This is a genomic window from Thermogemmatispora sp. (assembly GCF_042408735.1).
In the GTDB taxonomy this organism is placed as follows: Bacteria; Chloroflexota; Ktedonobacteria; order Ktedonobacterales; family Ktedonobacteraceae; genus Thermogemmatispora.
Map to the genome: position 1 here is coordinate 1 of NZ_JBHOQV010000204.1, position 21231 is coordinate 21231.

Annotated in this window: 14 protein-coding genes; 11 read left to right on the forward strand and 3 right to left on the reverse strand. The window is 62.4% G+C overall.

Annotation, left to right across the window (positions count from 1 at the left end; genetic code table 11):
* The first annotated feature begins 191 nt into the window (after nt 1–191).
* The 4 genes from ACFMO7_RS21550 to ACFMO7_RS21565 all read left to right on the forward strand — a co-directional run bounded on the left by ACFMO7_RS21550 (nt 192) and on the right by ACFMO7_RS21565 (nt 5133).
* Entirely contained in the window at nt 192–1793 is a 1602-nt protein-coding gene (locus ACFMO7_RS21550; protein WP_376797542.1) for a tetratricopeptide repeat protein, read from the forward strand.
* A 110-nt stretch (nt 1794–1903) separates the two neighbouring features.
* Complete coding sequence (locus tag ACFMO7_RS21555) at nt 1904–3694, forward strand: tetratricopeptide repeat protein (protein WP_376797543.1); 1791 nt, start codon at nt 1904–1906, stop codon at nt 3692–3694.
* A gap of 200 nt (nt 3695–3894) precedes the next feature.
* Nucleotides 3895–4443: a hypothetical protein gene (locus ACFMO7_RS21560; protein WP_376797544.1), complete on the forward strand. Its 549-nt coding sequence runs from the start codon at nt 3895–3897 to the stop codon at nt 4441–4443.
* A 180-nt stretch (nt 4444–4623) separates the two neighbouring features.
* Nucleotides 4624–5133, forward strand: a complete 510-nt coding sequence (locus ACFMO7_RS21565; RefSeq protein ID WP_376797545.1) for a hypothetical protein — start codon at nt 4624–4626, stop codon at nt 5131–5133.
* A 169-nt stretch (nt 5134–5302) separates the two neighbouring features.
* Here ACFMO7_RS21565 and ACFMO7_RS21570 read toward each other — a convergent pair whose 3' ends face one another.
* Nucleotides 5303–6331 carry a fumarylacetoacetate hydrolase family protein gene (locus ACFMO7_RS21570; RefSeq protein ID WP_376797546.1) on the reverse strand — a complete coding sequence of 343 codons (1029 nt, stop codon included), beginning with the start codon at nt 6329–6331 and terminating at the stop codon, nt 5303–5305.
* A gap of 274 nt (nt 6332–6605) precedes the next feature.
* A complete protein-coding gene (locus ACFMO7_RS21575) occupies nt 6606–7550 on the reverse strand; it encodes an MBL fold metallo-hydrolase (protein ID WP_376797547.1) in 945 nt (314 codons plus the stop codon).
* 425 nt (nt 7551–7975) lie between these two features.
* Here ACFMO7_RS21575 and ACFMO7_RS21580 point away from each other — a divergent pair, with 425 nt between their 5' ends.
* Entirely contained in the window at nt 7976–9697 is a 1722-nt protein-coding gene (locus tag ACFMO7_RS21580) for a DHA2 family efflux MFS transporter permease subunit (protein WP_376797548.1), read from the forward strand.
* 245 nt (nt 9698–9942) lie between these two features.
* Here ACFMO7_RS21580 and ACFMO7_RS21585 read toward each other — a convergent pair whose 3' ends face one another.
* On the reverse strand, nt 9943–10566 hold the full coding sequence (locus ACFMO7_RS21585; RefSeq protein WP_376797549.1) for a PadR family transcriptional regulator: 624 nt from the start codon (nt 10564–10566) through the stop codon (nt 9943–9945).
* Between the two features lie 280 nt (nt 10567–10846).
* On the opposite strand from ACFMO7_RS21585, the gene ACFMO7_RS21590 reads away from it, so the two are divergent.
* The 6 genes from ACFMO7_RS21590 (at nt 10847) to murJ (ending at nt 19224) form a co-directional block, all read left to right on the forward strand.
* Nucleotides 10847–12853, forward strand: a complete 2007-nt coding sequence (locus tag ACFMO7_RS21590; RefSeq protein ID WP_376797550.1) for an alpha/beta fold hydrolase — start codon at nt 10847–10849, stop codon at nt 12851–12853.
* Nucleotides 12854–13576: 723 nt separating this feature from the next.
* Entirely contained in the window at nt 13577–14365 is a 789-nt protein-coding gene (locus ACFMO7_RS21595) for a CAP domain-containing protein (protein ID WP_376797551.1), read from the forward strand.
* A 249-nt stretch (nt 14366–14614) separates the two neighbouring features.
* Nucleotides 14615–15982: a sensor histidine kinase gene (locus tag ACFMO7_RS21600; protein ID WP_376797552.1), complete on the forward strand. Its 1368-nt coding sequence runs from the start codon at nt 14615–14617 to the stop codon at nt 15980–15982.
* A 145-nt stretch (nt 15983–16127) separates the two neighbouring features.
* Complete coding sequence (locus ACFMO7_RS21605) at nt 16128–16535, forward strand: response regulator (RefSeq protein ID WP_376797553.1); 408 nt, start codon at nt 16128–16130, stop codon at nt 16533–16535.
* A 526-nt stretch (nt 16536–17061) separates the two neighbouring features.
* On the forward strand, nt 17062–17268 hold the full coding sequence (locus tag ACFMO7_RS21610) for a KGG domain-containing protein (RefSeq protein WP_052888400.1): 207 nt from the start codon (nt 17062–17064) through the stop codon (nt 17266–17268).
* A 411-nt stretch (nt 17269–17679) separates the two neighbouring features.
* Nucleotides 17680–19224 carry a murein biosynthesis integral membrane protein MurJ gene (gene murJ, locus ACFMO7_RS21615; protein WP_376797554.1) on the forward strand — a complete coding sequence of 515 codons (1545 nt, stop codon included), beginning with the start codon at nt 17680–17682 and terminating at the stop codon, nt 19222–19224.
* The last annotated feature ends 2007 nt before the right edge of the window (nt 19225–21231 follow it).

Here is a 21231-nt window from a genome sequence, read left to right on the forward strand (position 1 = left end):
TTTCTGCGATGTCTACGTGTTTGTATGTATGAGGGAACGTTGTTAAAACGATGTGCTGAGCAGGGAGGAGGCCCATGGGGGGCTGTTTGGACGCCGAAGGATGTGGTTATCAGAATCCCGATAAAGTGCGTTTTTGCGCCCGATGTGGAATTCCGACCAGAGGCTCATTCCTGCTGGGGCGCTATGAAATTATGGATCTGCTTTCGCGCGACCGCCAGACGGTAACGCTGCAGGCCCTGGATCACCATCGCGGGCTGCCGGTGATGGTGCGGGTGCTGCGTCCGAGCGAAGCGACGGATCAGGAGCGAGAGGAGTTCCTACAAGATGCGGAGCTGGCCATGTCGCTCTCGAGCCGGGTGCATGAGCCGGGCAGCATTCGCGTGACCGATTATGGCCAGGATGGGCCGGTGGCCTTTCTGGTCAAAACAGAGTTTGATCCGGCGCGCCAGCCTGCCCGTCAGTTCCGTCCTCAGATGACGGTGCGCGTGGCCAGCGATCTCTTCTGGTCCGAGGGAGAGGCTTCGGGCCAGGCCCCGGCTGGACTGAAGGAGGTCGAGGAGCGAGCGATCGCCGAGGAGGAGCTAATAAGCACCGAGCGCCATCCGGCCCTGGCTCGCAAGGTCGTCTCTCAGCGTCAGACCACTCCGACCGGGGTGCGCGACTGGCTGGCCGAGGCCAACGCGCTCTATGAGCAGCAGCGCTACGAGGAAGCGCTGGCGGCCTACGAGGTGGCCATTCGCTCTCAGGGTAGTCCGGTGGAAGCCTGGATTGGTAAGGGGGCAACCTTAATGCTGCTTGGGCGCGCCGAGGAGGCTCTGGCGGCCTATGACTATGCGCTGCGCCTCCGCCCCGACGATCCCGAGCTGTGGAATTCGCGTGCCAGCGTCCTGCACGAGCTGGGCCGCTACGATGAAGAGATGTACTGCTACGATCAGGCCCTGGCCCTCGACCCCAACTCCGCCTTCGCCTGGAGTGGGCGAGGCATGGCTCTGGCCGAGCAGAATCGCCCGGAGGAGGCCCTCCTGGCTTTTGATCGCGCCCTGGTGCTTGATCCCAACCAGAGCGTCATCTGGCAGGCGATGAGCGATACGCTCTACAGCCTGCAGCGCTACGAAGAGGCCCTTATCGCGGTCGATCGCGCCCTCGAGCTGGAGAGCCAGCGCGCCTCGTTGTGGGATATTAAGGGCAATATCTTGCGTCGTCTCAAGCAGCCCGATCAGGCCCTGCCCCTACATGAACGCGCCCTGGAGTTGGAGCCACACAATGCCCTCTATCATTTTGATAAGGCCAACGATCTGCGCGATCTGCGCCGCTATGCGGAGGCGCTTGCTTCCTACGATGAAGCCCTGGAACTTGATCCTACTCTGGCCGGCGCATGGTATAATCGAGGAAACGTCTTGGCTGCACTGCACATGTATGAGGACGCGCTCGAATCCTACGATCAGGCCCTGCGCTACGACGATGGCCTGATCTCGGCCTGGTATAACAAGGGCAGCCTCCTCCATGAGCTGGGCCGCTATCAGGAAGCCCTGGAAGCCTTCGATCGCGCTTTGGCCCTCGATGCCCACTATATTGCCGCCTGGAACAACAAGGGGTTGTCGCTCTTTGCTCTGGGCCGGCTGGAGGAGGCCCTGGCGGCCCTGGATCAGGCGACAGCCTTCGCGCCCGAGGAACCCGATGCCTGGCATAATAAGGCGGTCGTGCTCGAGCGCCTGGGCCGCAGCGAGGAGGCCCGTTCTTGCCAGGAGTGGGTGCGCTCTTTAGAGCAACAGGCGGCCTCGCGTAAGACGTAGAGAGAAAAGGCCCTGCGCCCCAGGGACGGACGGGGGACGCTCTTGCCGTCCCGGGCCACCTGCCTGATGTCACGGAGAGACTGTGTGAGAGACTGAGAGAGGAGGAGGGCATGCGACGCTGCGCCGACCTGGATGACTGCGGATACGAGAATCGCGAGTCTGATCTCTTCTGCCGAGCCTGCGCTCTCCCCCTGCTGGGAACGGCGCTCGCCGGCCGCTATGTGGTTGAGGCTTTGATCAGTAAAGGGGGCTATGCGGCGGTCTTTCGCGGCGTCGATCGCCATCTGTCCCGCTATGTGGCGATCAAGCTGCTCCTGCCCAGCAGAACAACAACGGGCGAGCGCGAGCATTTTTTACGCGAGGCGCGCATCGCGGCAGCCTTGGATCATCCCAATATCGCCCCTGTGCTGGACTACGGGCGCGATGGTCCCAGCGTCTTCTTGATTATGCCACTCTATACCGCCGGCTCGCTGCGTACGCGCCTGGCCAGCGCAGCTGGCCCGCTTCCTTTCTGGGAGACCGTGCAGCATTTTCATCAGTTGGTGTCGGCGCTGCATTATGCTCATACTCGCTCTCGCCCCGTGATTCATCGCGATATCAAGCCTGAGAATCTCTTAATTCACCAAGAGGATCATCGCCTGGTGATTACCGACTTCGGCATCGCCCGCGCCCTGGAGCCGGGGGCGCGAGTGGGCATGACGGTGACGGTGCGCGGCACGGTCGGCTACATGGCGCCCGAGCAGGCGCACGGCATTGTTGATCCCCGCAGCGATCAATACGGTTGTGCGGTCGTCCTCTACGAAATGCTTACCGGTTATCATCCCCATGATCCTTTGAGCGGCGTTATCGTGCCTCCTTCCTCGCTGAACCGCGAGCTGGCGCCGGAGTTAGATGAGGTCCTGCTGCGTGCTCTGGCGCCGCGCCCGGAGGAGCGCTATAGCGATATGTTGGAGTTTCAATACGCTTTTGACCGTGCTCTGCAGGCCGGCACGGGTGCGAGGGCCTTGGTCTTGCGCTCGCGCGAGGCGGCACGTCTGCCTCCGGCATCGGCCAGTCGGCGGGCCCTGCCTGCCCAGGTGGCGGCTCTCCAGAGCGAGGGCGGGAGCAACGGGGTGGAAGCGCGGGCCAGCTCCCCTCTGCCGGTTCAGCAGCAAGCGCGCGTCTCCTCGCGCGTCAGCAGTAGCGTGCGTGAGAAGTGTCAGGAGGGGGACCAGCTCTTGCGGCAGCAGCATTACGCTCAGGCGCTGCGCGCCTACGAGGAGGCTCTCCAGCTCTCCCCTCGCAACTTCCATGCCTGGAATGGCAAAGGTACGGCTCTTTACAATCAGGGAAACTATCGCAAAGCGTATGAGGCTTTTCAGCGGGCAACAGAGATTGATCCCGAGAGCGCTGTGGTCTGGGTTAGCGCCGGGCTGGCCCTTCACCGCCTGCAACGCTATCAGCAGGCTCTGGTCCATTTTGAACGGGCTTTATCTCTTGATCCCCAATACGTGGCTGCCTGGAACGGGAAGGCCGATGCCCAATTGGATATGGGCCTGACGACGGAGGCTCTGGCCTCCTATGAACAGGCTCTGGCCTGTGATCCCCAAAGTTTTCACGCCTGGAATGGTTTGGGCAATGCCCGCTCAGCGCTGCAGGATTTCGCTGGAGCCGTCGAAGCCTATACGCGCGCCCTCCTGATTAATCCGCGCAGCGCTGTGGCCTGGTGCAATAAGGCAGAGGCCCTGCTGCGTCTCGGCCATCATCGCGCTGCCCTGGACGCCCTGCATGAGGCGACCGAGCTGGATCGCAGTTATGCCCGCGCCTGGATGCTGAAGGCGGAGATCTATGAGCTGCTCGGCCAGTATCAGGAGGCCCAGAAGGCTCGTCGCCGCATGAAGCCCTGGGGACCCCTGAGCTGACCGTTCTCTCTCCTCCCCTCTGGGCCGCTGCTCGCTCGATCTCCTCCTCCCATTTCCTTCTTCGTCGCCGGAGCACTGCTTTCATGTTTTTCCTCAAAAGTTATATAGAGATCTTCAGCTTTTTTAGTAAATTATAATAGAAACTAAGGTGATATGCTGTTGCTATTACTGCCTTCCTGGTCGGTGAGGAGGAGACCCCGATGGGAACACCTTTCCGTACTCCCAGGGTGCTGCGTGGGGAGAAGACAGCCCTCTCCGTTCCTCCACTGGTTGTCAACGAGGCCGGGCTGCTGAACGAGGCCGAGGCCCCGCCCGGGGCCGTCTGTTATGATCTGGCCGAAGACTATCTGGCCAGGCTGGATGCCTGCTATCAGCGGCTGAGCAAGGAGCATGCCGACCTGCGCCAGCGCCTGGCTCTGACGCACCGCCTGGTGATGGGGGTCTTGCCGGTGAGCGTTTTGTTGCTGGGGGCGGCCCTGGCTGGTCTCTTGCTTGCTGTGCCGTTGGAGTGGAGCATTGGGGCTGCCTCGCTGGCGGTCGTGCTCTCGCTGCTGCTTCTGCGTCTCCATCAGCGCTATCAGCGTGAGCTGGACGGGCACCTTCAGCGCCTGCATGAGTTGTATATGGCCTATCTGGAATGTTTTCGGGCCTATGAGGTGGCTGATGCTCAGAAACGTGGAGAGGCCGTTGCCTCCTTGCTCGAACAATGGTCAGGGCCGGATCGGCCCCCTCCCTCGGGCGGGCACTAAAGGCTCTCCGCCGCTTTGGAAGAAAAGAAGAGCATAGAAACCACTCTATGAGTTGTATGCGATCCTGTGCCGGGTTGGGGGGTTGGTATGCGTGAGCACTCGGCGGAGCAGGAAGCGGGCGCGTCCAGGGGTGCTGAGGGTCCATCTCGCCGGCCCCGACGGCGCCAGGGCCAGGCGAAGATGGCTGAGCCACCCTCTGAACCGCTGGCCTACTTCCCCAACCATCTGGCCGATTTCTATCAACTGCTGAAGTCAGACTACGAAGAGCTTCGTCGCGCCAATCGCATTATATTCTATGAAACTCGTATTATTGTTTGGCTCTGCGTGATTGTCGCTCTGCTGATTATGTTTCGGGCCTCCGTGGTTGGTGGCTCGATTCTCTCGGTAGCGACCCTGCTGGTCAGTCTGATCGGCAAGCTGATCAAGGTCAAGAGTAGCGAGCGCGAGGACCTGGGCAAGCGTCTGGAGGCCCTGCGTCTGACAACGCTCGAGATTGAGCGCATCTGTCTCAGTGTGCATCTGGCGCGTGCCATTCGCGACCAACGCCGCCGCGATCGGGTGCTGGAGGAGCTGGCGGAAGAGGGGACCCTTTTCGAGGAAGGGGATAGCCATCTCTCCTCGTCCGGCGGGACGCCCCCCGGCCAGGCACAGGAGAGGCCGCGCCTTCCTCCGCAGGAAGGGAGGACCTAGCTGCCGGTTGAGTGAGGTAGAGAGTGAACAACCGCAGCATTCCCTTAGCTCTCCTTTAAGGACAGGCGCAGGGAGCGAAGGTCGCGCGCCTGACCCGGGCTGGGCCTTCGCTCCTTTCTTCTCGGCCTGGTCAGGCTCTGCTGGTTGGCTAGCTGGCTGGCTGGACGGTTCAGGACGGGGCGGCGACGATGGTGTTGCGCAGCAGGCCCAGCCCCGCCACTTCTAGTTCGACAACGTCGCCCACGGTCAGCCAGCGATGGCGTTCCTGACCCAGTTCGAGCAGACAGCCGCCCCCGCAGGTGCCGGAGCCGAGGATGTCGCCAGGGCGCAGGCGGACGTGCTGAGAGGCGCGCTCGATCATTTGAGGAAAGGTATAGTAAATGTCGCGAAAGTTGGCCTCAGTCAAGAGCTGGCCGTTGACGCGGGCCCGCATCGGAAGGTCGAAACGCTCGCTGGCGCCGTGGCCGCGGCGGTAGGGCTGCAGCTCGTCGGGAGTGACCAGCCAGGGACCAAAGGAGGTGGCGAAGTCTTTGCCCTTAGCCGGGCCAAGCTGGACAGCCATTTCCTGGAGTTGGAGATCGCGGGCGCTCCAGTCGTTCATGATCATATAGCCTGCGATGTAGTCGGCAGCTTGCTCGGCGGCGATATCCTGGCCCGCACGTCCGATGACGGCGGCGATCTCTAGCTCGTAGTCCAGGGCCTGGCTGAGGCGGGGATAGGGAATGGCCTCCTCGTGCCCATAGAGAGCCGAGGTGTTGGAGAAATAGAAGACAGGGATCTGATACCATTGGGCGGGCACTTCCAGGCCACTGCGGGCGCGGGCGTTGCGCACATGGGCCTCGAAAGCGAAGAAATCGCGGATGGTGGGAGGGTCTGGGATGGGCGGACGCAGGTGAACCTGGCTCAGGACGAAGGCCAGCCCACTCTGCCTTTGGAGAAAGGACGGCTCGCTCTGGCTGGCCAGCTCCACGGCTAAACGCAGTCGCTTCCAGGCTGGCTCTCCCCACTGCAGCAGACCCAGCAAGCTAGAAGGAAGCGGCGCCTCGCTTCCTGCACTGAGGCGCGCAAAGGAGATCTCGCGCTGCGCTGCCCACTGACCAAGGGTGGCCAGATCAAGAACAAGCTCGTTGAGCAGGACGCCTGCCCTCCCTCCTTCGCGCGGGGTGGTAGGGTCGAGGACATAGGTCACCAGTTTCATGGTCTTGGACCTCCAGAGACCTCGGCCCGCGCGCGGGCCGAGAGAAAACAGAGGACAGCTCCGGGCTATGGTCCAGGGTCACAGCTCTCGCCTTTCTCCGTCTGCCTGTCTGCCTGCTACCCGCTGTTCGCCAGCTTGTTTGCTTTCCTGGCTTCTGACCTGCTGGGATTGGCATGCTGGTGCTGGTAGTCAGATACAACCGGAGAGTGCGGGGGCAGCCAGCAAACAGAGGGATGAAGCCGGCGCTGCGACCCGGTCTTAGCGGCGGAAACGCTCAGGAGGCCAGGGCAGCCATACTGGCGAAGAGCAGAGGCTTCTCTGGCTCGCTCTGGTCGCCGCTGAATTCACGGTACATGGCCGCGACGTTCGCCACGATACGCTCGCCGTCAGTCCAGGTAGCGTAGCGGTCCAGGGGAATATCGCGCGCGGCTTCCAGAGCTGACATGCCGGTCTCGTAGCGCTTGCGAGCCTCGTCGTAGACGTATTGCAGGTAGTCTTTGACTTCGGCGACTCCCCGCCTGTCGGTGACGGGACCGTGGCCAGGAACGATGATCTCGGGATCAAGCTGCAGGATCACGTCGCAAGCCCGCAGCCAGTTGGCAGTGGGGCCGGCCCACATAATGGGGTGTGCCCCGATAAAGAGGATATCGCCGCTGAAGACGACGCGCTCGGCAGGGACATACACCAGAATGTCGCCGCGCGTGTGAGCCGGGCCGACTTCGATCAGGCGCACTTCTTTGCTGCCAACGTGCAGGGTTAGCTCCCCGCTAAAGGTGCGCGTTGGCGGAGTCAGGGTAATGTCGCTGAAATCGAAAGCGCCGAAGGCTCGCTGCAGAAAACGCTGGAGTTGAGGCAGGTTGGCCGTCTGGGAGAGAAGGCTACGCAGGCGCTCGGGCGGATCTTCTTGCATTTCGATAGCGGCCTGCTCCGAGGCGATGATCTGGGCGTTGGCAACAAGCTGGTTGCCGTAGCAGTGGTCGCCGTTGGCATGGGTGTTGACGACGGTACCAATCTGAGCGGCGGCAGGGACAGCCCGTTTCATGGTTTCCAGCATCTCCCCGGTCAGCTTGAGGTCGAAGAGAGTGTCGACGAGCAGGCTGGCCTGACCGTCAACGATTAGCCCGGCATTGCTCAATCCCCAGGTACCGGGCGGTTGCAGATAGGCGTAGAGGTCGTGACCAAGATCGTGCAATCCACGAGTGTAGGCAAAGCTGGCCATGCTATCTCTTTCCTCCCTTGTTAGTCTGCTGGCTGTGACTATGAAGCAGATGGGCATCAGACACGGCTGAGCCAGGACGGGAATTGCTCATGCGGATGCTCTGCTATTCTCCTTTCATGTCCTGATACAGTATCGCACGTCTCTTCGACCTTGGCGAGGGGAAAGGCGACGACTTCTCTCGCTCAGGTCACCGCTCGCTCTTCCGCTCTAAAGGTAGCTCGCCATCTCCCTCTCAAAGATAGGTCACTATGACACATTAGCATTGAAAAATATGCCCTTTTAATGGGTATATTTGGTCATATAACTATTGACTATTGCCATTAATCGGATCTATAATAGGTCTCTGTGAGATAGAGCGGTCATCGGTTCGTTGACTGGCTTTCCTGTGAGACCATCCGTGATCTACAACCAGGGAGGTAAAGGGCATGGCCCAATCTTCGAGAACGGTGCGTGGCCTGGAGCGAGGGACCAATCCCTGGCTGGCGCTGCTGGCCATGATGTTTGGCCTGTTTATGGCGCTCCTGGACCTGTCGATTGTTTCGATCGCTCTGCCGGCGATCGTAGAGCAGTTGCATACTGATTTGACGGTGGCTGGTTGGGTGCTGGATGCCTATAGCCTGGTGTTTGCCGTGCTGCTCGTGACCATTGGGCGGCTAGCCGATCTCTTCGGGCGCAAGAGAATCTTTATGGCCGGCATGGCGATCTTTATGCTGGGATCACTGCTCTGCGGGCTGGCCCCCTCGATCGGATGGCTGATCGGCTTTCGGGCCTTTCAGGCGGTGGGGGCGGCGATTCTTAATCCGGTTAGCCTGGCCATCTTGATGGCGATCTTTCCCAGAGAGCAGCGTGGGGCGGCGGTTGGGCTGTGGGGCGCGGCGGCTGGCCTTTCTTCGGCTCTGGGCCCGGTTTTGGGCGGGCTGATTGTTCAGACGCTGAACTGGCGCTGGATTTTCTATGTGAATTTGCCCTTCTGCCTGGTGGGACTGGCCCTCGTCTGGCTCTGGGTACCGGAGACGCGCGAGGGGCGCCAGGCGGGGCAGCCCGTGCCGCTGGATTGGTCCGGCTTGCTGCTGCTGAGTGTGGCCCTGTTCTCGCTGGTGCTGGCCGTGATGCAGGGCAATAGCTGGGGCTGGCTCTCGGGGGCAACACTGGCCCTCCTGGGTCTGGCCCTGATCAGCCTGGTGATCTTTGTGGGAGTGGAGAGCCGGGTGCGCGAGCCGGTGGTCAATCTCCGCCTCTTTGCCATTCGCAGCTTTCTGCTCTCGGATGTGGCGATGCTACTCTTTGGGGTGGCCATGCAGGGAGCCTTCGTGATAGCGGTTTTCTACTTTATCGAGCTGCGCGGCTATGGCCAACTGCAGGCGGCCTATGCCTTGCTACCTCTGCCGCTGGCATCGCTGGTCCTCTCCCTACTGATGGGAGCAGTGGGTCGCCACCTGCCTCCGCTGCTGGTCGGCTTAACGGGCCTGCTAGTGGTCGCTCTGGGCTTCGCCTTGCTGGCCCTGGTTGGCCCCTCAGCGGGGACGCTGGAGACCGGCTGGCGACTGGCCCTGATCGGTGTTGGCATGGGAATGTGTTTCCAGAGCTTTCCGACCTTCGCCCTCGGCGAGATCCCCCCGCCTCAGTTGGGGGTTGGCAGCGGTATTCTAAATACCTTCCGTCAGGTGGGCTTTGCGCTTGGGGTGGCAATCTTGATTGCGCTCTTTACGTCCCAGTTGCAGCAGCATTTGCAGGAGGCCCAGCGCGCGAGCCTGCAACTGGTGGCGACCGATGGGCAGTTGCCGCCGGCTGTGCGCAGCCGCCTGGTGACCGCTTTGCGGCAGGTGCCAGTCGGCCAGGGTGGGCAGGAAACCCAGGCGAGCGGGGGACCGGCTCTCGATTTGCGGCCGCTGGCCCAGATGGCGCCTCCCGGTCCTCAGCGCGAGCAGTTGCGTGGCCACCTGCAGGCTCTCGGGGAGCGCATAGGAACAACGTTCAGGGAGGCGGTGATGCAGGCTTTCGCGGCAACCTGGTGGGCTTCTGCGGCCTTTGCGACCCTGGGGTTTGGGTTGACGTTGCTGGCTGCTTTCTCGCACGGGGGCCGCTCGCGCCAGGCAATGCCCGACGGCGATGAGGCTGCGCGGGTTGAGATGACGGCTGCCCCCTAGACGCCTGCTGTTTCAGGTCAGTCAGGGAGGAGGGGAAGAAGAGCGGGCAAGGTCAACGACCCCTCCCTGGCTTGAGCCAGGGGTCCCCGGCGGCACCTCGTTATAGAGACCGGCTCCCTCGCTGACCTGCTCTGCTGGGCTAGCCGCCCGCTGCGGACGGGGAGCGGGGGACTGACCCCGCCTCTCGCGGCGGAGCGCATCCTGCTTGGTGGGCGAGAAGGAAGGCCCGCGCGGCTTGCTGGTCGCTAGTGGCTTTCTGTTGCCTGTTGCCCGCCGGGAATGGGGCGAGCTGCTGTCTCCTCTTGCTGAGCCTGAAGCTGCAGGGCGCTTTCGCGTAGCTGCTGGGCCCAGCGCAGGTCAAGCTGCCAGCGCTCGATCCAGTGGTGGATGATGTTGAGGATGCTCTCCACTCGCTCGGTTGGCCAGCTTCTTTTGCGCTCAAAGGCCTGGTGGAGGATATCTTCAGCCTCCCGATAGAGGTGGTTGAGGTGGGCCTCACAGTAGCCAATGTAATGCTCAATCAGGTAGAGGCGCTCAGCGGGGGTGAGAAATTCGAAGCCGGATACCTTGTAAGGAAAGATATGCTGGTAGTCCCCACGCTTGGTAGTAGTATCCATCATGAGCTGATGGAAGCGTCGGCGCCCAGCTTCGGTAATGTGATAGATCCGCATCTGACGGTCGCCTTGCTGACCGTGCTCTCTGTTCTCCGATTCGATGAGTCCTTGTTGCTCTAGCCTGGCCAGTAGGGGGTAGAGACGCCCGTGGCTGAGGCTGCCGTAGGGGCCGACGATGTCGCCGTTAACCTTGGCGATGAGGTAGCCGTGGGCCGGGCCGCGCATCAGCATGAGCAGGATGAAAAGTTCGTACATAGCAGGGGTCCTCGACGGCTGGCGTGGCTGCGTTTGCTTCCCTTCCCCTATATAATAGCAAACAGTGCTCCCTTCTTTGTAGATGAGAAGAGGTCGGCGGGGAAGGCCAGAGGCGGCCAGAGCGCTAAGGCAGGAGATAGCTGCCTGCTCGTTGGCCTGTAGCTTCAGGCTGGCTGGTTGATCGACCACCGTCGACCAGGAGCAGCAAGGCGGAGAACAGGTGGGCACAGACTCTCTCAGGTCTGTGCCCGAGTGAGAATCTGTGTAAAGGGGTTCACTGGTGAACAGAGCTTCAGAGCATGCCTGGTTGCCGGAGAGGCGCGAGCCGCCAGCCCTCTCTCCGCTGGCGCGCCGCCTGGTTGGCCCTGGCGAAGGCGCGCTCCTGCGCTGGCTGGAGGATTACGATCTATCGCCCGATGGCCGTCTCACGGCTTTCGTGATTCGCGAGCCGGTACCGGGTAAGCCGCGCCCGCAACGGTGCATCTGGCTGCAGGAGACCAGCGGTGAGGGCGAGCCGCGGCCTCTCTCTTCTGCTCCAGAGATGGGCGAGCAGTCTTGTCCGCGTTGGTCACCGGATGGTCGCTGGCTGGCTTTCCTGGCGGAGTGGGGCGAGAAGGAGGACACCAATACCAACAAGAGCCGACTGGCGCTCTGGGTCGTTGCTGCCGAGGGAGGAACGCCGCGCCGTCTCTGCTCGCTGCCAGGGGGGATGAGTGATCTTTCCTGGTCGCCGGACGGCCAGCGCCTGGCCTTTCTGGGCTACGAACAGGCCGAGCCAGTGAGCGATCCGCGCGTCTTCGGTCAGCAGCCGGAGCGCTGTCAGCGGCTGTGGACGGTCTACCTGGCAGAGGGGCTACCGCGCGCGGTCACACCCGAGGGCCTGGCGATTTGGGAATACTGCTGGTCGCCGGATGGGCGCCGCTTTGCCGTCTATTTCTCTCCTGGGCCGGAATTGACGGCCTGGTATAGGGGACAGGTTGGGGTGGTCGAGGCCGCCGGTGGCCAGCTGCGTCAGCTCACGACCCTTGAGCATCAGGCCAGTGGCTTGACCTGGTCGCCGGATGGCCAGCGCATCGCCTTTGTCGTGGGCGAGTGGAGCGACGTGATTCGCGGAGCCGGCGATCTCTATGTTGTTGCGCTGGACGGTGGTCCGGCCCGCAATCTGACGCCCGAGGCCGAGATCAGCCTGGCCTGGTGCCGCTGGTTCCCTGATGGGCAGCGCCTGCTCTATACGGCCTGGAGCGGCCTGGGACAGCAGATTGGCATCCTGGACGAGACGAGCGGCGCTCGCCAGGTGCTGGAGACTGGGCTGGTGCTGCGCGAAGGTTGGCCCTCTCTGGCGACCACCCCTGACCTGAGCGGGCTACTCGTCACACGCAGTTCGCCCGAGCAGCCGCCCGATCTCTACTACGTTGCCCTGCTACAGGACGAGGCGGAAGGTCGGTCTCAAGGGCTGCGTCTGGCCTGGCGACGCCTGACACGCCTGAACCCTCTGGCTGAAGAGACCTGGTGTCTGCCACGCCGCCAGAGTCTCAGCTATGAGAGTATTGATGGATGGCAAATCGAGGCTCTCTTTACACCCCCGCTGGTGGCCCGCGGCCGGGGAGCGCCCCCGCTGGTGGTCTGGGTACATGGCGGCCCCACTGGGGCTTTTCTGGCGGGCTTCGAGTCCGGCTGGAGCCTGCTGCTGGCTTCCGCCGGCTATGGCGTTCTGTGCCCCAATGTGCGTGGCAGCCTGGGCCGGGGCAGAGCCTTCGCCGAGGCCGTCGTCGGCGATATGGGTGGCAAGGATCTGCAGGATGTGCTACAGGGAATCTCTGCCCTGGCGGCGCGCGGGTTGATCGATGGGGAGCGCGTGGCGATCGTCGGCTGGAGCTACGGCGGTTTCATGGCGGCCTGGGCCGTGACCCAAACTCAGCGCTTTCGGGCGGCGGTCATGGGAGCTGGCATCTGCGACTGGCATGGTTTCCACGCCCAGTCAAACATTCCCGATTTCGATCAGCGTTTTCTGCGAGCCGACCCGCTGACTCAGCCGGAGGTCTACCGTATCCGCTCGCCTCTTACCTATGCGGCGCAGGTGACAACGCCGACCCTGATCCTGCATGGCGCAGAGGATGACTGCGTGCCCGTCAGCCAGGCCCACGCCTTCTATCGGGCCTTACGTGAACGGGGAGTGCCTACTGAGCTGGTGATCTATCCGCGAGAGGGGCATGGCCTGCGCGAGCTGGCTCACCTGCGCGATCGTGAGGAACGCCTTCTAGCCTGGCTCGATCGCTACCTCTGGTAGGGTAGGCTGGCCGGGGCCAGCAGAAAATCCGTCCTCTTGGCCATCAGAGCGAGAACCATCTTCGCCGGGCGAGCATCGGCCTGGCTGACCTGCTGTCTGCCAGTCTGTATGTCTGCCTGCTATGATCCGGAAACCACTCCCCGGCTCGTGCTGGCAGGCGCCTCGCTCGCTAAGAAGGGGCGCCTGCCCAGGAGGGAAAGAGATGGCCGACCTGTGCTGAGAAGAGCCAGCCGAAGGGAGCAGTCCATTCACCTGCTCCCTTCGGCTGCCGTCCTTCCTCTTTCACCTCCTGAGCGCTGCTCTGTCTCTTGCGATCGGGATCTGCCAACTTGCCCTGCTCACCAGGCTCCTGGGAGAGTGAGAAGGCTGCCCCTGACCGACCGACCTGCTGGCGGCTCATGAGACGAAGTGAACCAGCCGCCGCGGACCCGTCTGCCGGCAAAGCGTCTGCATAGAGAGCTTGCCGCCCTTGATGCTCCGAGAGGGCAGCTCACAGCCCAAATGCGGCGGAGCTGTCCGGCCAGACTTCGCCGATCTGGTGCCGCTCTTGTCTGGATGGCGATTGCTTTACCACTCGCTCGCCCGAAAGTACCACCGGCTCTATCCTTGCCTGCTCTGCCCCTCGACGGTATGTTACACTGTTTCCTGTCAATCGGCAGAGCAGGCAAACATCACAGGAATCAGCGCACGCGGCAGAGCAAGGAAAGGAGCGGAGCGAGCGCTATGAGCTTGAGCCTGAGCTGGAGATATCGCCTCGGCCTCGTCCTGGCCCTCTGTCTCCTGGCCTTCTGCGCGGCCTGCGGCAATGGCAGCGGGTCGCGTGGGCAGTCGCAGGGAACGGGGGCACCGACCCGAACTATGAGTGACGCCGTTGGCGATCTGGAGCAGCATCCCAGGCCCACGAGCATAGTCATCCCCAGCCAGCATAGTACCCCAACGTCCACGCCGACTCCCAAGTCGACCGCTCCCGCGCAGAGCGCCAGCAAGAGTGCTCAGGTCTGTGGAGCCACGGCTCCCGCTACCGGCGGCGCGCTACCCACGACCATCGCCGCCACCGGTAAGGGTAGCGCCCCCTACGGCCAACCGCCGGCCCTGACCTCTGAGGAGATCATGCTGACCCAGAAGCTCTTTCAGCAGATCAACCAGGACCGCGCGGCCTGTGGCCTACCGCCCTTTGTCTGGAATGCAACGCTCTCGGGCGGGGCGCGCTTGCATAGCTGGAATATGTACCACTGTGGTTTCAGCCATACCTGTCCTGACGGGCTACCCCAGTGCACGCGCATCGCCAACGAGGGGTTTACCTTCAGCGACTGCGGCGAGAATATTGGGCTGGCCGGCCCGTATCCGACGCCCTGGGGGGGCGTCTATAGCATCCAGGCTGGCATGGCCAATGAGCCGGCCAGCGGCTGGCACCATATCCATCTCTTCAGCACGACCCTGCACCAGATCGGGATCGGCGTCTACGTGGCCCCCAATGGCTGGATCTGGTTCACCGAGGATATGATCAGTTAGTGACTGCTCCTCATGCCTGCCTGAAGCGAAGGCCGGGACCACCAGGGAGAGGCCCAGGCTCTCTCGCCCCAGCGCCACACTGTTTCTGGCCGCACGGGAATCGCGGTCCGGCCGGACCTGACCTTACCTTTCTCTTCTCTCCCTGCGCGCGCCACTGAGCCAGGGGCGGGCGCCCCGCTTGTTGTGAGCGGGCATATACTAAAAAGGAAACCCTGGGAGTCATGTGGTGTAAGCGGGAGGGAAAATAGCATGACAGCCGAGGGAGACTTGGAGGCGCTGGCCAGGCGGCTGGCTCGGCGAGCGCGCGAGCTGGTTGACTGCCAGGCGGCGAGCCTGCTGATCGGGTGTCCCGAGGAGTCGGTTCGTCATCCCCTGCTTGATTTATTCGTCCCAGGCTCCGCCGGCTATATCGGCTGCTGTGGGTGCCACCAAGAGAAGCTGCGAAAGCTCTTGCAGCACGAACAGGTGCGGGCCCTGCTCGATATTGCCGCTCAAAGCGGGCGCATCCACTGGCGAGAGGCCGACTCGGCTCTGCGCTGGGATCTGGCCATCGGCAGCCTGGCGGTGGCCCCCCTGGAACGCCCGGCGGGCGTCCTGGGAAGCTTGCTGCTCTTTGATGAGCGGCCCTCGGCCTTCACCGAGGGCGAGCGTCGCCTGCTGGGAGAGCTGCTTGCCCGCCTGACGTGCGAGCTGGAACAGGAGCTACGGGCACTCTCGCAGGCCGTGCGCTTCTCCCTCGATGGGCCGCCACCTGGGCAAAGGCTCGCTCCTGTGGGGCTGGAAGACGGCACCGCCCGCCCGGCAGGAAAGCGCCGCTCGTTGCCCTCGCCGTCAGAGCTGGATCAGCTGAAGAACGAGTTCATCTCGATGGTCAGCCATGAGCTGCGCACGCCCCTCACGGCCATTAAGGGCTACGCCAGCCTGCTGCAGGCCTACGGCCTTTGCAGCCAGGGACGCAAGGGCGGCGATGGGCTGACAGAGGAGCTGCAACGCCACTATCTCAATGTGATTATGGAGCAAGTCAGTCATCTGGAAGCTCTGGCCGGCGACCTGCTCGATGTTTCGCGCATCCATGCCAATCACCTTGATCTGCGTTGTGCCCCGCTCAATGTCGCCACCCTCTGCCGCCGCGCGGTTGAGCTGATCCGCCAGCGCGTCGAGCGCGAGTCGCCGGGCAAGTATGTCTTTCGCTGCCGCTTCGGAGAGCCGCTGCCGCCGGTCTGGGCCGATGCCGACCGTGTGCAGCAGATTCTGACGAATCTCCTGGAAAATGCAGTGAAATATTCGCCGGCAGGAGGGTTGATTCAGATAGAGGCCAGGGTCGGGGGTCGGAGCCAGGCCGGTGGGGCGGCTATGATGCAGATCAGTGTCTGCGATCAGGGCATCGGGATCTCACCCGAGCAGCAGAGGCGTCTCTTCCGGCCTTTCAGCCGCCTGGAGCAGCAGAGCAGCCAGTGTGTGCCGGGCGTGGGCCTCGGTCTCTACATCACGCGCCGGCTGGTCGAGGCCATGGGGGGGCATATCCACTTGCGCAGCCGCACGGGAGAGGGAACGCGCGTGACCTTCACCCTGCCGCTAGCGGCGGCTCTGCCAGAGGCGGCAGGGCAGGCGCGCTAGTTGCTCCACCGGCGCTGTGGGTGGACCGGCCCCGGCTGCGCTCGCTCGGGCTGGCAGCGGCCCGGCCCCTACTTGCGAAATATAGTCCAGTTTGCTATAGTGTGGCTGGAATGATAGTGATACTCATTAAGGTAGGGACGAGGCCATGCATATCAGCCTGCTAGAAGATGATTCCGCCATTCAGGAGATGCTGCAGCTCGTATTGCAGGACGAGGGCTATAGTGTGACGATCTACCCCACTGCTGAGGCTTGCCTGAATGCGCTCCAGGGTGCCACGCAGAATCAGGCTCCCTCGCCCGATCTCCTGATCGTCGATTGGCTCCTGCCCGGTCTGGTCTCCGGTATCGAGGTGATCCAACAGGTTCGCAGCCTCCCGCAGTATCGCTCGCTGCCTATTATTTTGACGACCGCGGCGACGCTGACCGAGCCGGAGGATGCGCAGCTACAGGAGTTGCAGGTAACGCTGTTGGAGAAGCCTTTTGCGATCGATGAGGTAGTCAGGCTGATCCGCGATTTGACTCAGCGCCACAGTCCTTCAGAACGCCAGGCTTAGTTTTGAAAAGCCCACCAGGAGGCCCACTGTAGCGATACTCAGGCCAGGGATGGAGCCAATGGCCTGCCCGATCGATGGACACTCGTTCCGTGACTGGTCCTGCCAGCTTCCAGGTGGAACAGCCCCTGCGGCTCAGGTGGTGGCACCTGCGGAGGTGTTCCTCGCTGCCGGCTGGCCCCGTCTACCATAGCGCTCAGAGGTCGGATCGCATACCTGGCTTTCCTCAGCGGCTGCCTCTTACCTCTTTTCCCGCCCGTGATGCCCCCTTGCCGAGCCGCTCCCCGTTGACACGCTCTGGCTAACCTTAAAGAAAGCTGAAACTTTTTGGTAGAGGCGTATTGTTGACTTGTTCTTCTCCCCATGAGCCTGTTATCCTAACAGTAGGGAATGCACCCTGACTGCTGCAAGGCAGGAAGCACGCAGGGCAGCCGCAGCGGGGTCGCTGCAGTCTGCGCTTGCGTTGCTCGAACAGCTTTGTGATGCTGTTTTAGACGCAGAAGAAGAACAAGAAGAAGGAGAGCACAGCATGCAAAATCAGAAAGGTCGTGGTCGTGGCTTTGCATCCATGAGCCCGGAGAAGAAGCGCGAGATTGCCAGCAAGGGCGGGAAGGCGGCTCACGCGCTGGGGACAGCCCACAAGTGGACCAGCGAGGAGGCCCAGGCCGCCGGGCGTAAGGGTGGCTCGATCAGTCGGCGTCGCCCGAAGAATGCCCAGACCCAGGCTCAGGCTTAGCGCGCTCGCTCTGCTCGCCTCTGACTGGCCCCGTGCTGTCCATAGGGCCAGGGGCGAGCGACCGGAGTTGTGTCTGTTCCTGGTTGGTTCGATTCGATTGTTCCATTCCTTACCTTACTTGCTTTCTTTTCCAGGTAACGCTACAGAGGCTGGCCGTTCTCCCACGGACAGCCTTTTTTGTTGGACTGCGGGCTGGCCCCACTCGCTCCCTTACTCTGCAGCGGTAGTAACCGCCGGCCTGCAGCAGATGGGAGGCGTGGGCCTGCTTCCGACCGGGACCGGGAGTACTTTTTTGAGGGTGATCTGCTGGCGGCTGGGCGGGGCTGGTATAATCTCCTCTGTACGCCAGAACAGAGGCGACGAGTAATAGCTGTCGAGAAGGAGGCTCCTATTTCGCAGAGAGCACGACGCGTGGTTGATCCCACGACGGGGATCGCAGTGAGCGAGGCCTCTGGGACGATGGAGGCGGCTCCGCTGGAGAGCGAGGGGGAAGGGCTGGAAGAAGAGGAAGAGGAGAGGGCTGGAACTGGCTGGTCGCTGGCCGGGTTGCGCTTGCCTTTCAGTCTGGCCCGCCTGCGTCCGGGCCGCGATATGAGCATGCGCCGCTTCTCGGTGGTAGAGGCGGCGGTCCTGTTGATGCTGGGTATTCTGGCTTCGAAGGGCCTGGGCGTGGTGCGCCAGTCGCTCTTTAATGCCCTCTTTGGCACGGGGCCGGAGGCCAATGCCTATTATGCCGCCTATCGCCTGCCCGATACCCTCTTTAATCTGGTGGCCGGAGGGGCGCTAACGCAGGCTTTTATCCCGGTCTTTGTGGCTTACCAGCGCCGGGGCGATCAGCGCGAGGCCTGGTACCTGGCCAGCCTGGTCTTCAACGTCTTGCTGGTAGCATTGACGCTCTTGCTCCTCATCGGCTGCCTGCTTGCGCCGGCCTTTGTGAGCCATGTCCTGGTGCCAGGCTATCCGCCGGCGGTTCAGGAGCTGACGGTTCGTCTGACGCGGATCATGTTGATTCAGCCGCTTTTGCTGGGTCTGGGAACGATCGTGACGGCGATCTTGAGCAGCCGCGAGCAGTTTTTGCTGCCGGCCCTGGCGACGGCGATCTATAATGTGGGGTTGATTGCGGGCCTGTTGCTGGCCCTGGCGGTGCCACCGGTGGGGATCTATGGGCCGACGCTGGGGGTGCTGTTGGCGGCGGCGCTCCAGGTGGTGGTTCAGCTTCCAGCGCTGCGACGCCAGGGAGGACGCTACATCTTTGCCTGGAATCTGGCCTATCCGGGCCTGCGCGAGGTGATGGCTCTCTTTGTTCCGAGTATGTTGGCGGTGGCAGTGGCCTACGGGAGTTCGATTCTGGAGACGACGGTGACCTCTTTTCTCCCAGATCTGGCCAGTTTGGCGGCCCTGCATAACGCCTATATGGTCTTTTATTTGCCAGTCTCGTTGATCGCTCAGGCCATTGGGCAGGCGGCTTTGCCGCGCATGGCTCGCCTGGAACTGGAGCGCCGCTATGGACATCTGCGCCGCCTGTTCGGCCAGGTGATCGGGGCGTCGCTGGCGCTGAGCGTGCTTTCGGCGCTGGCCCTGGGGATGTTGGGCCTGTGGGTGATCGATCTGCTCTTCCGCCACGGGGCCTTCGATGAGCATTCGGCCTGGCTGACGAACCTGGCGCTCTTCGGCTACGTGGTAGGTCTGCCAGGGGTCTGTCTCGGCGATGTGGTGGCTCGCAGTTTCTATGCTCTCAAGGATGCACGGACGCCGCTGCTGACCAATGTCTTTGCTTTGCTGATGCGTGTGGTGCTGCTGGGGCTGCTCTGGTTAGCGCTGGGTGGGGAGCAGCGCATTCTAGCGGTGTCGCTGAGTTTGTCGGGGGCAGCTTCGGCGGAAGCCCTGCTCTTGTGTCTGGTGCTGGCGCTGCGCCTGCGTCGTCGCCCAACTCTGGGACAGGCGGTTGCTTCCTAGGGCAGGCCGAGTCAGGGCTGCCTGCTTCTCTCTCCCGCTCTCTGCTTTTGTCTCCGATGGGGGGCGAGGGGACCAAGAGCGGGGCTTGCTGCTTTGTTTCAGCGATAAAGGCGGCGAAGGGGGCGGTCGCCAGGATGATGATCCGCCCGAGAAGGCCGCAGGGGGGATTGCTGCCAGGAGGCTACTGAAAGCAAAAGAATAGTGCATTGTCCCGGGCATCGCCCCCCGACTAGCCCGGTGACAATACACTACATCTTTACAAAACGGCTCTTTCCTGCACTTTGACGGATACCCACCTGGGCTTTCTGCTCGTGCAGACTTCCACAGGCTTTGCTCGGCTCTTCTCTCCTCTCTTACCGGAACTGGCTGCTCGTCTGGTAGCAGACCGTCCTCTCGTCCCAGGCCAGACGGGCATGCTCTTTTCCTCCCTCTGGTCCGAACCAGCAAAAGAAGGGAAGCGACTCGTTCTCCCAGTTTCTGGCTGAGGGAACGCGCCGATTTCCCAAAGGACCAATACAGCGTCGAAGCCTGGATAGGGGACTCGCTCGCAAACTCTGAGTACGATGGAAGCGATCTCCTGCTTAAGTACCAGCTTTCGACCCAAGGTCCGAGGCCACACGAGGCACAGCCCCACTCGCCCGCGGATCGCTCTCTCATCGTTCTCCCAGCGCGCTCTCTCATCGTCGACCCGGCCTGGTTGGGCTGCCGTCCGCCGCCGCATCGCTCTCCCCTCCGGACTCGGGGCAGGCTTTGCGCTCCTGGATCCTCGCCAGGGCCAGCGCTATGGCCCTCACCTTTTCTTGGGCTGTGACCCCCGCCTGGTATGCCTCCTCGATCCAGTACTCTCGCTGCAACCAGGACTGCCGTTAGTATCACCACTTTCTCCACGACTCACGCCTTGATTCTCGCCACGATCCTCGCCTTTCCCGCTACCAACCACGTCTCCGTGGCAGGATCGCTATCTTCCTCTATCCCCATGTCTAGATGTCGGCCTCTATCGGTGCCTGTCATGGCAAGGACGGCTTCCCCAGTGAAGGCACTCGACCAGGCCTCGGTCCGTGTATGATCAGCGTCTGGCTTCGCTCCTCTACCGGCGCCTCTACTTGCGCCTGTTGCTGTCTCGTCAGTGCCCCTGCGGCCTCAGCCAGAGGCCCGGCTTGCTGCCCTGGCTCTCCAATGCCCTGCATGCGGGCGCTGATAACTTTCTGCCAGGCCTACCAGGCCGATCCCGCCGGGAGTGCAGAGAGAGGATGATCGCTTTGTATTCTCTCCTCAGTCTTCCTTCCCAAGCGTACTACCTCGCTCTCTGCCAATCTCTTCTCTCTCCTTTGCCTGCCTGCGCCCTCTTCGAGAATGTTGCAACGAGCTGCGCAGGCATGAAGCCGATTGACTGGCATGAGAAAGAATACCGGTGAAGGTCTGGAGCCGCTTATTCTTATAGTCTTTACATGGGCAGCCCTGACATCTGAGGAAAGGGGCTTGCAACTGCTCGCAAAATATCACTAAAGAGTGAAATTCCTAGCTGGGGCCGTCTGGAAGGTCTGGGTGGGCGTATGGATCAGGCGAGCCTGGCGGTTCGGCGGCCTGGGCATCAAAGAGAGGCCGGGGATCGTCGACGGGCCGGGTGAGCGATCATGCCGCCGGCCGCAGGAAATCAAATGAAGGACATGGCAATCCTGAACCCAGATCCTGCCCAAAGTGAGATGTGTGTGCAGATTTGGGAGAGCAGTATCTGGCGAGTGGGCTTGGGAGGAGACGGTGGCAGAGTGAGCAGCTATCAGGGCGAGGAGATAGAAGCAAAATCTGATATCTGCCTGTAAGAGGGGCCACCGAGCGGAAGGGATCTCTCGGTGAACCAGGCTATCCCGACGCTCCGGTGTCAGCTATCGCTTTGCCAAGGCCTCTTTTGGGCGTGGCCCTTAGCCTGGCGACATCCGCGCGGATACTCTCGATTGGCTCGCCGAGGCCCTGCAGGTCGCGGTGACCGAGCTGAGCGTGGGCGTCTCC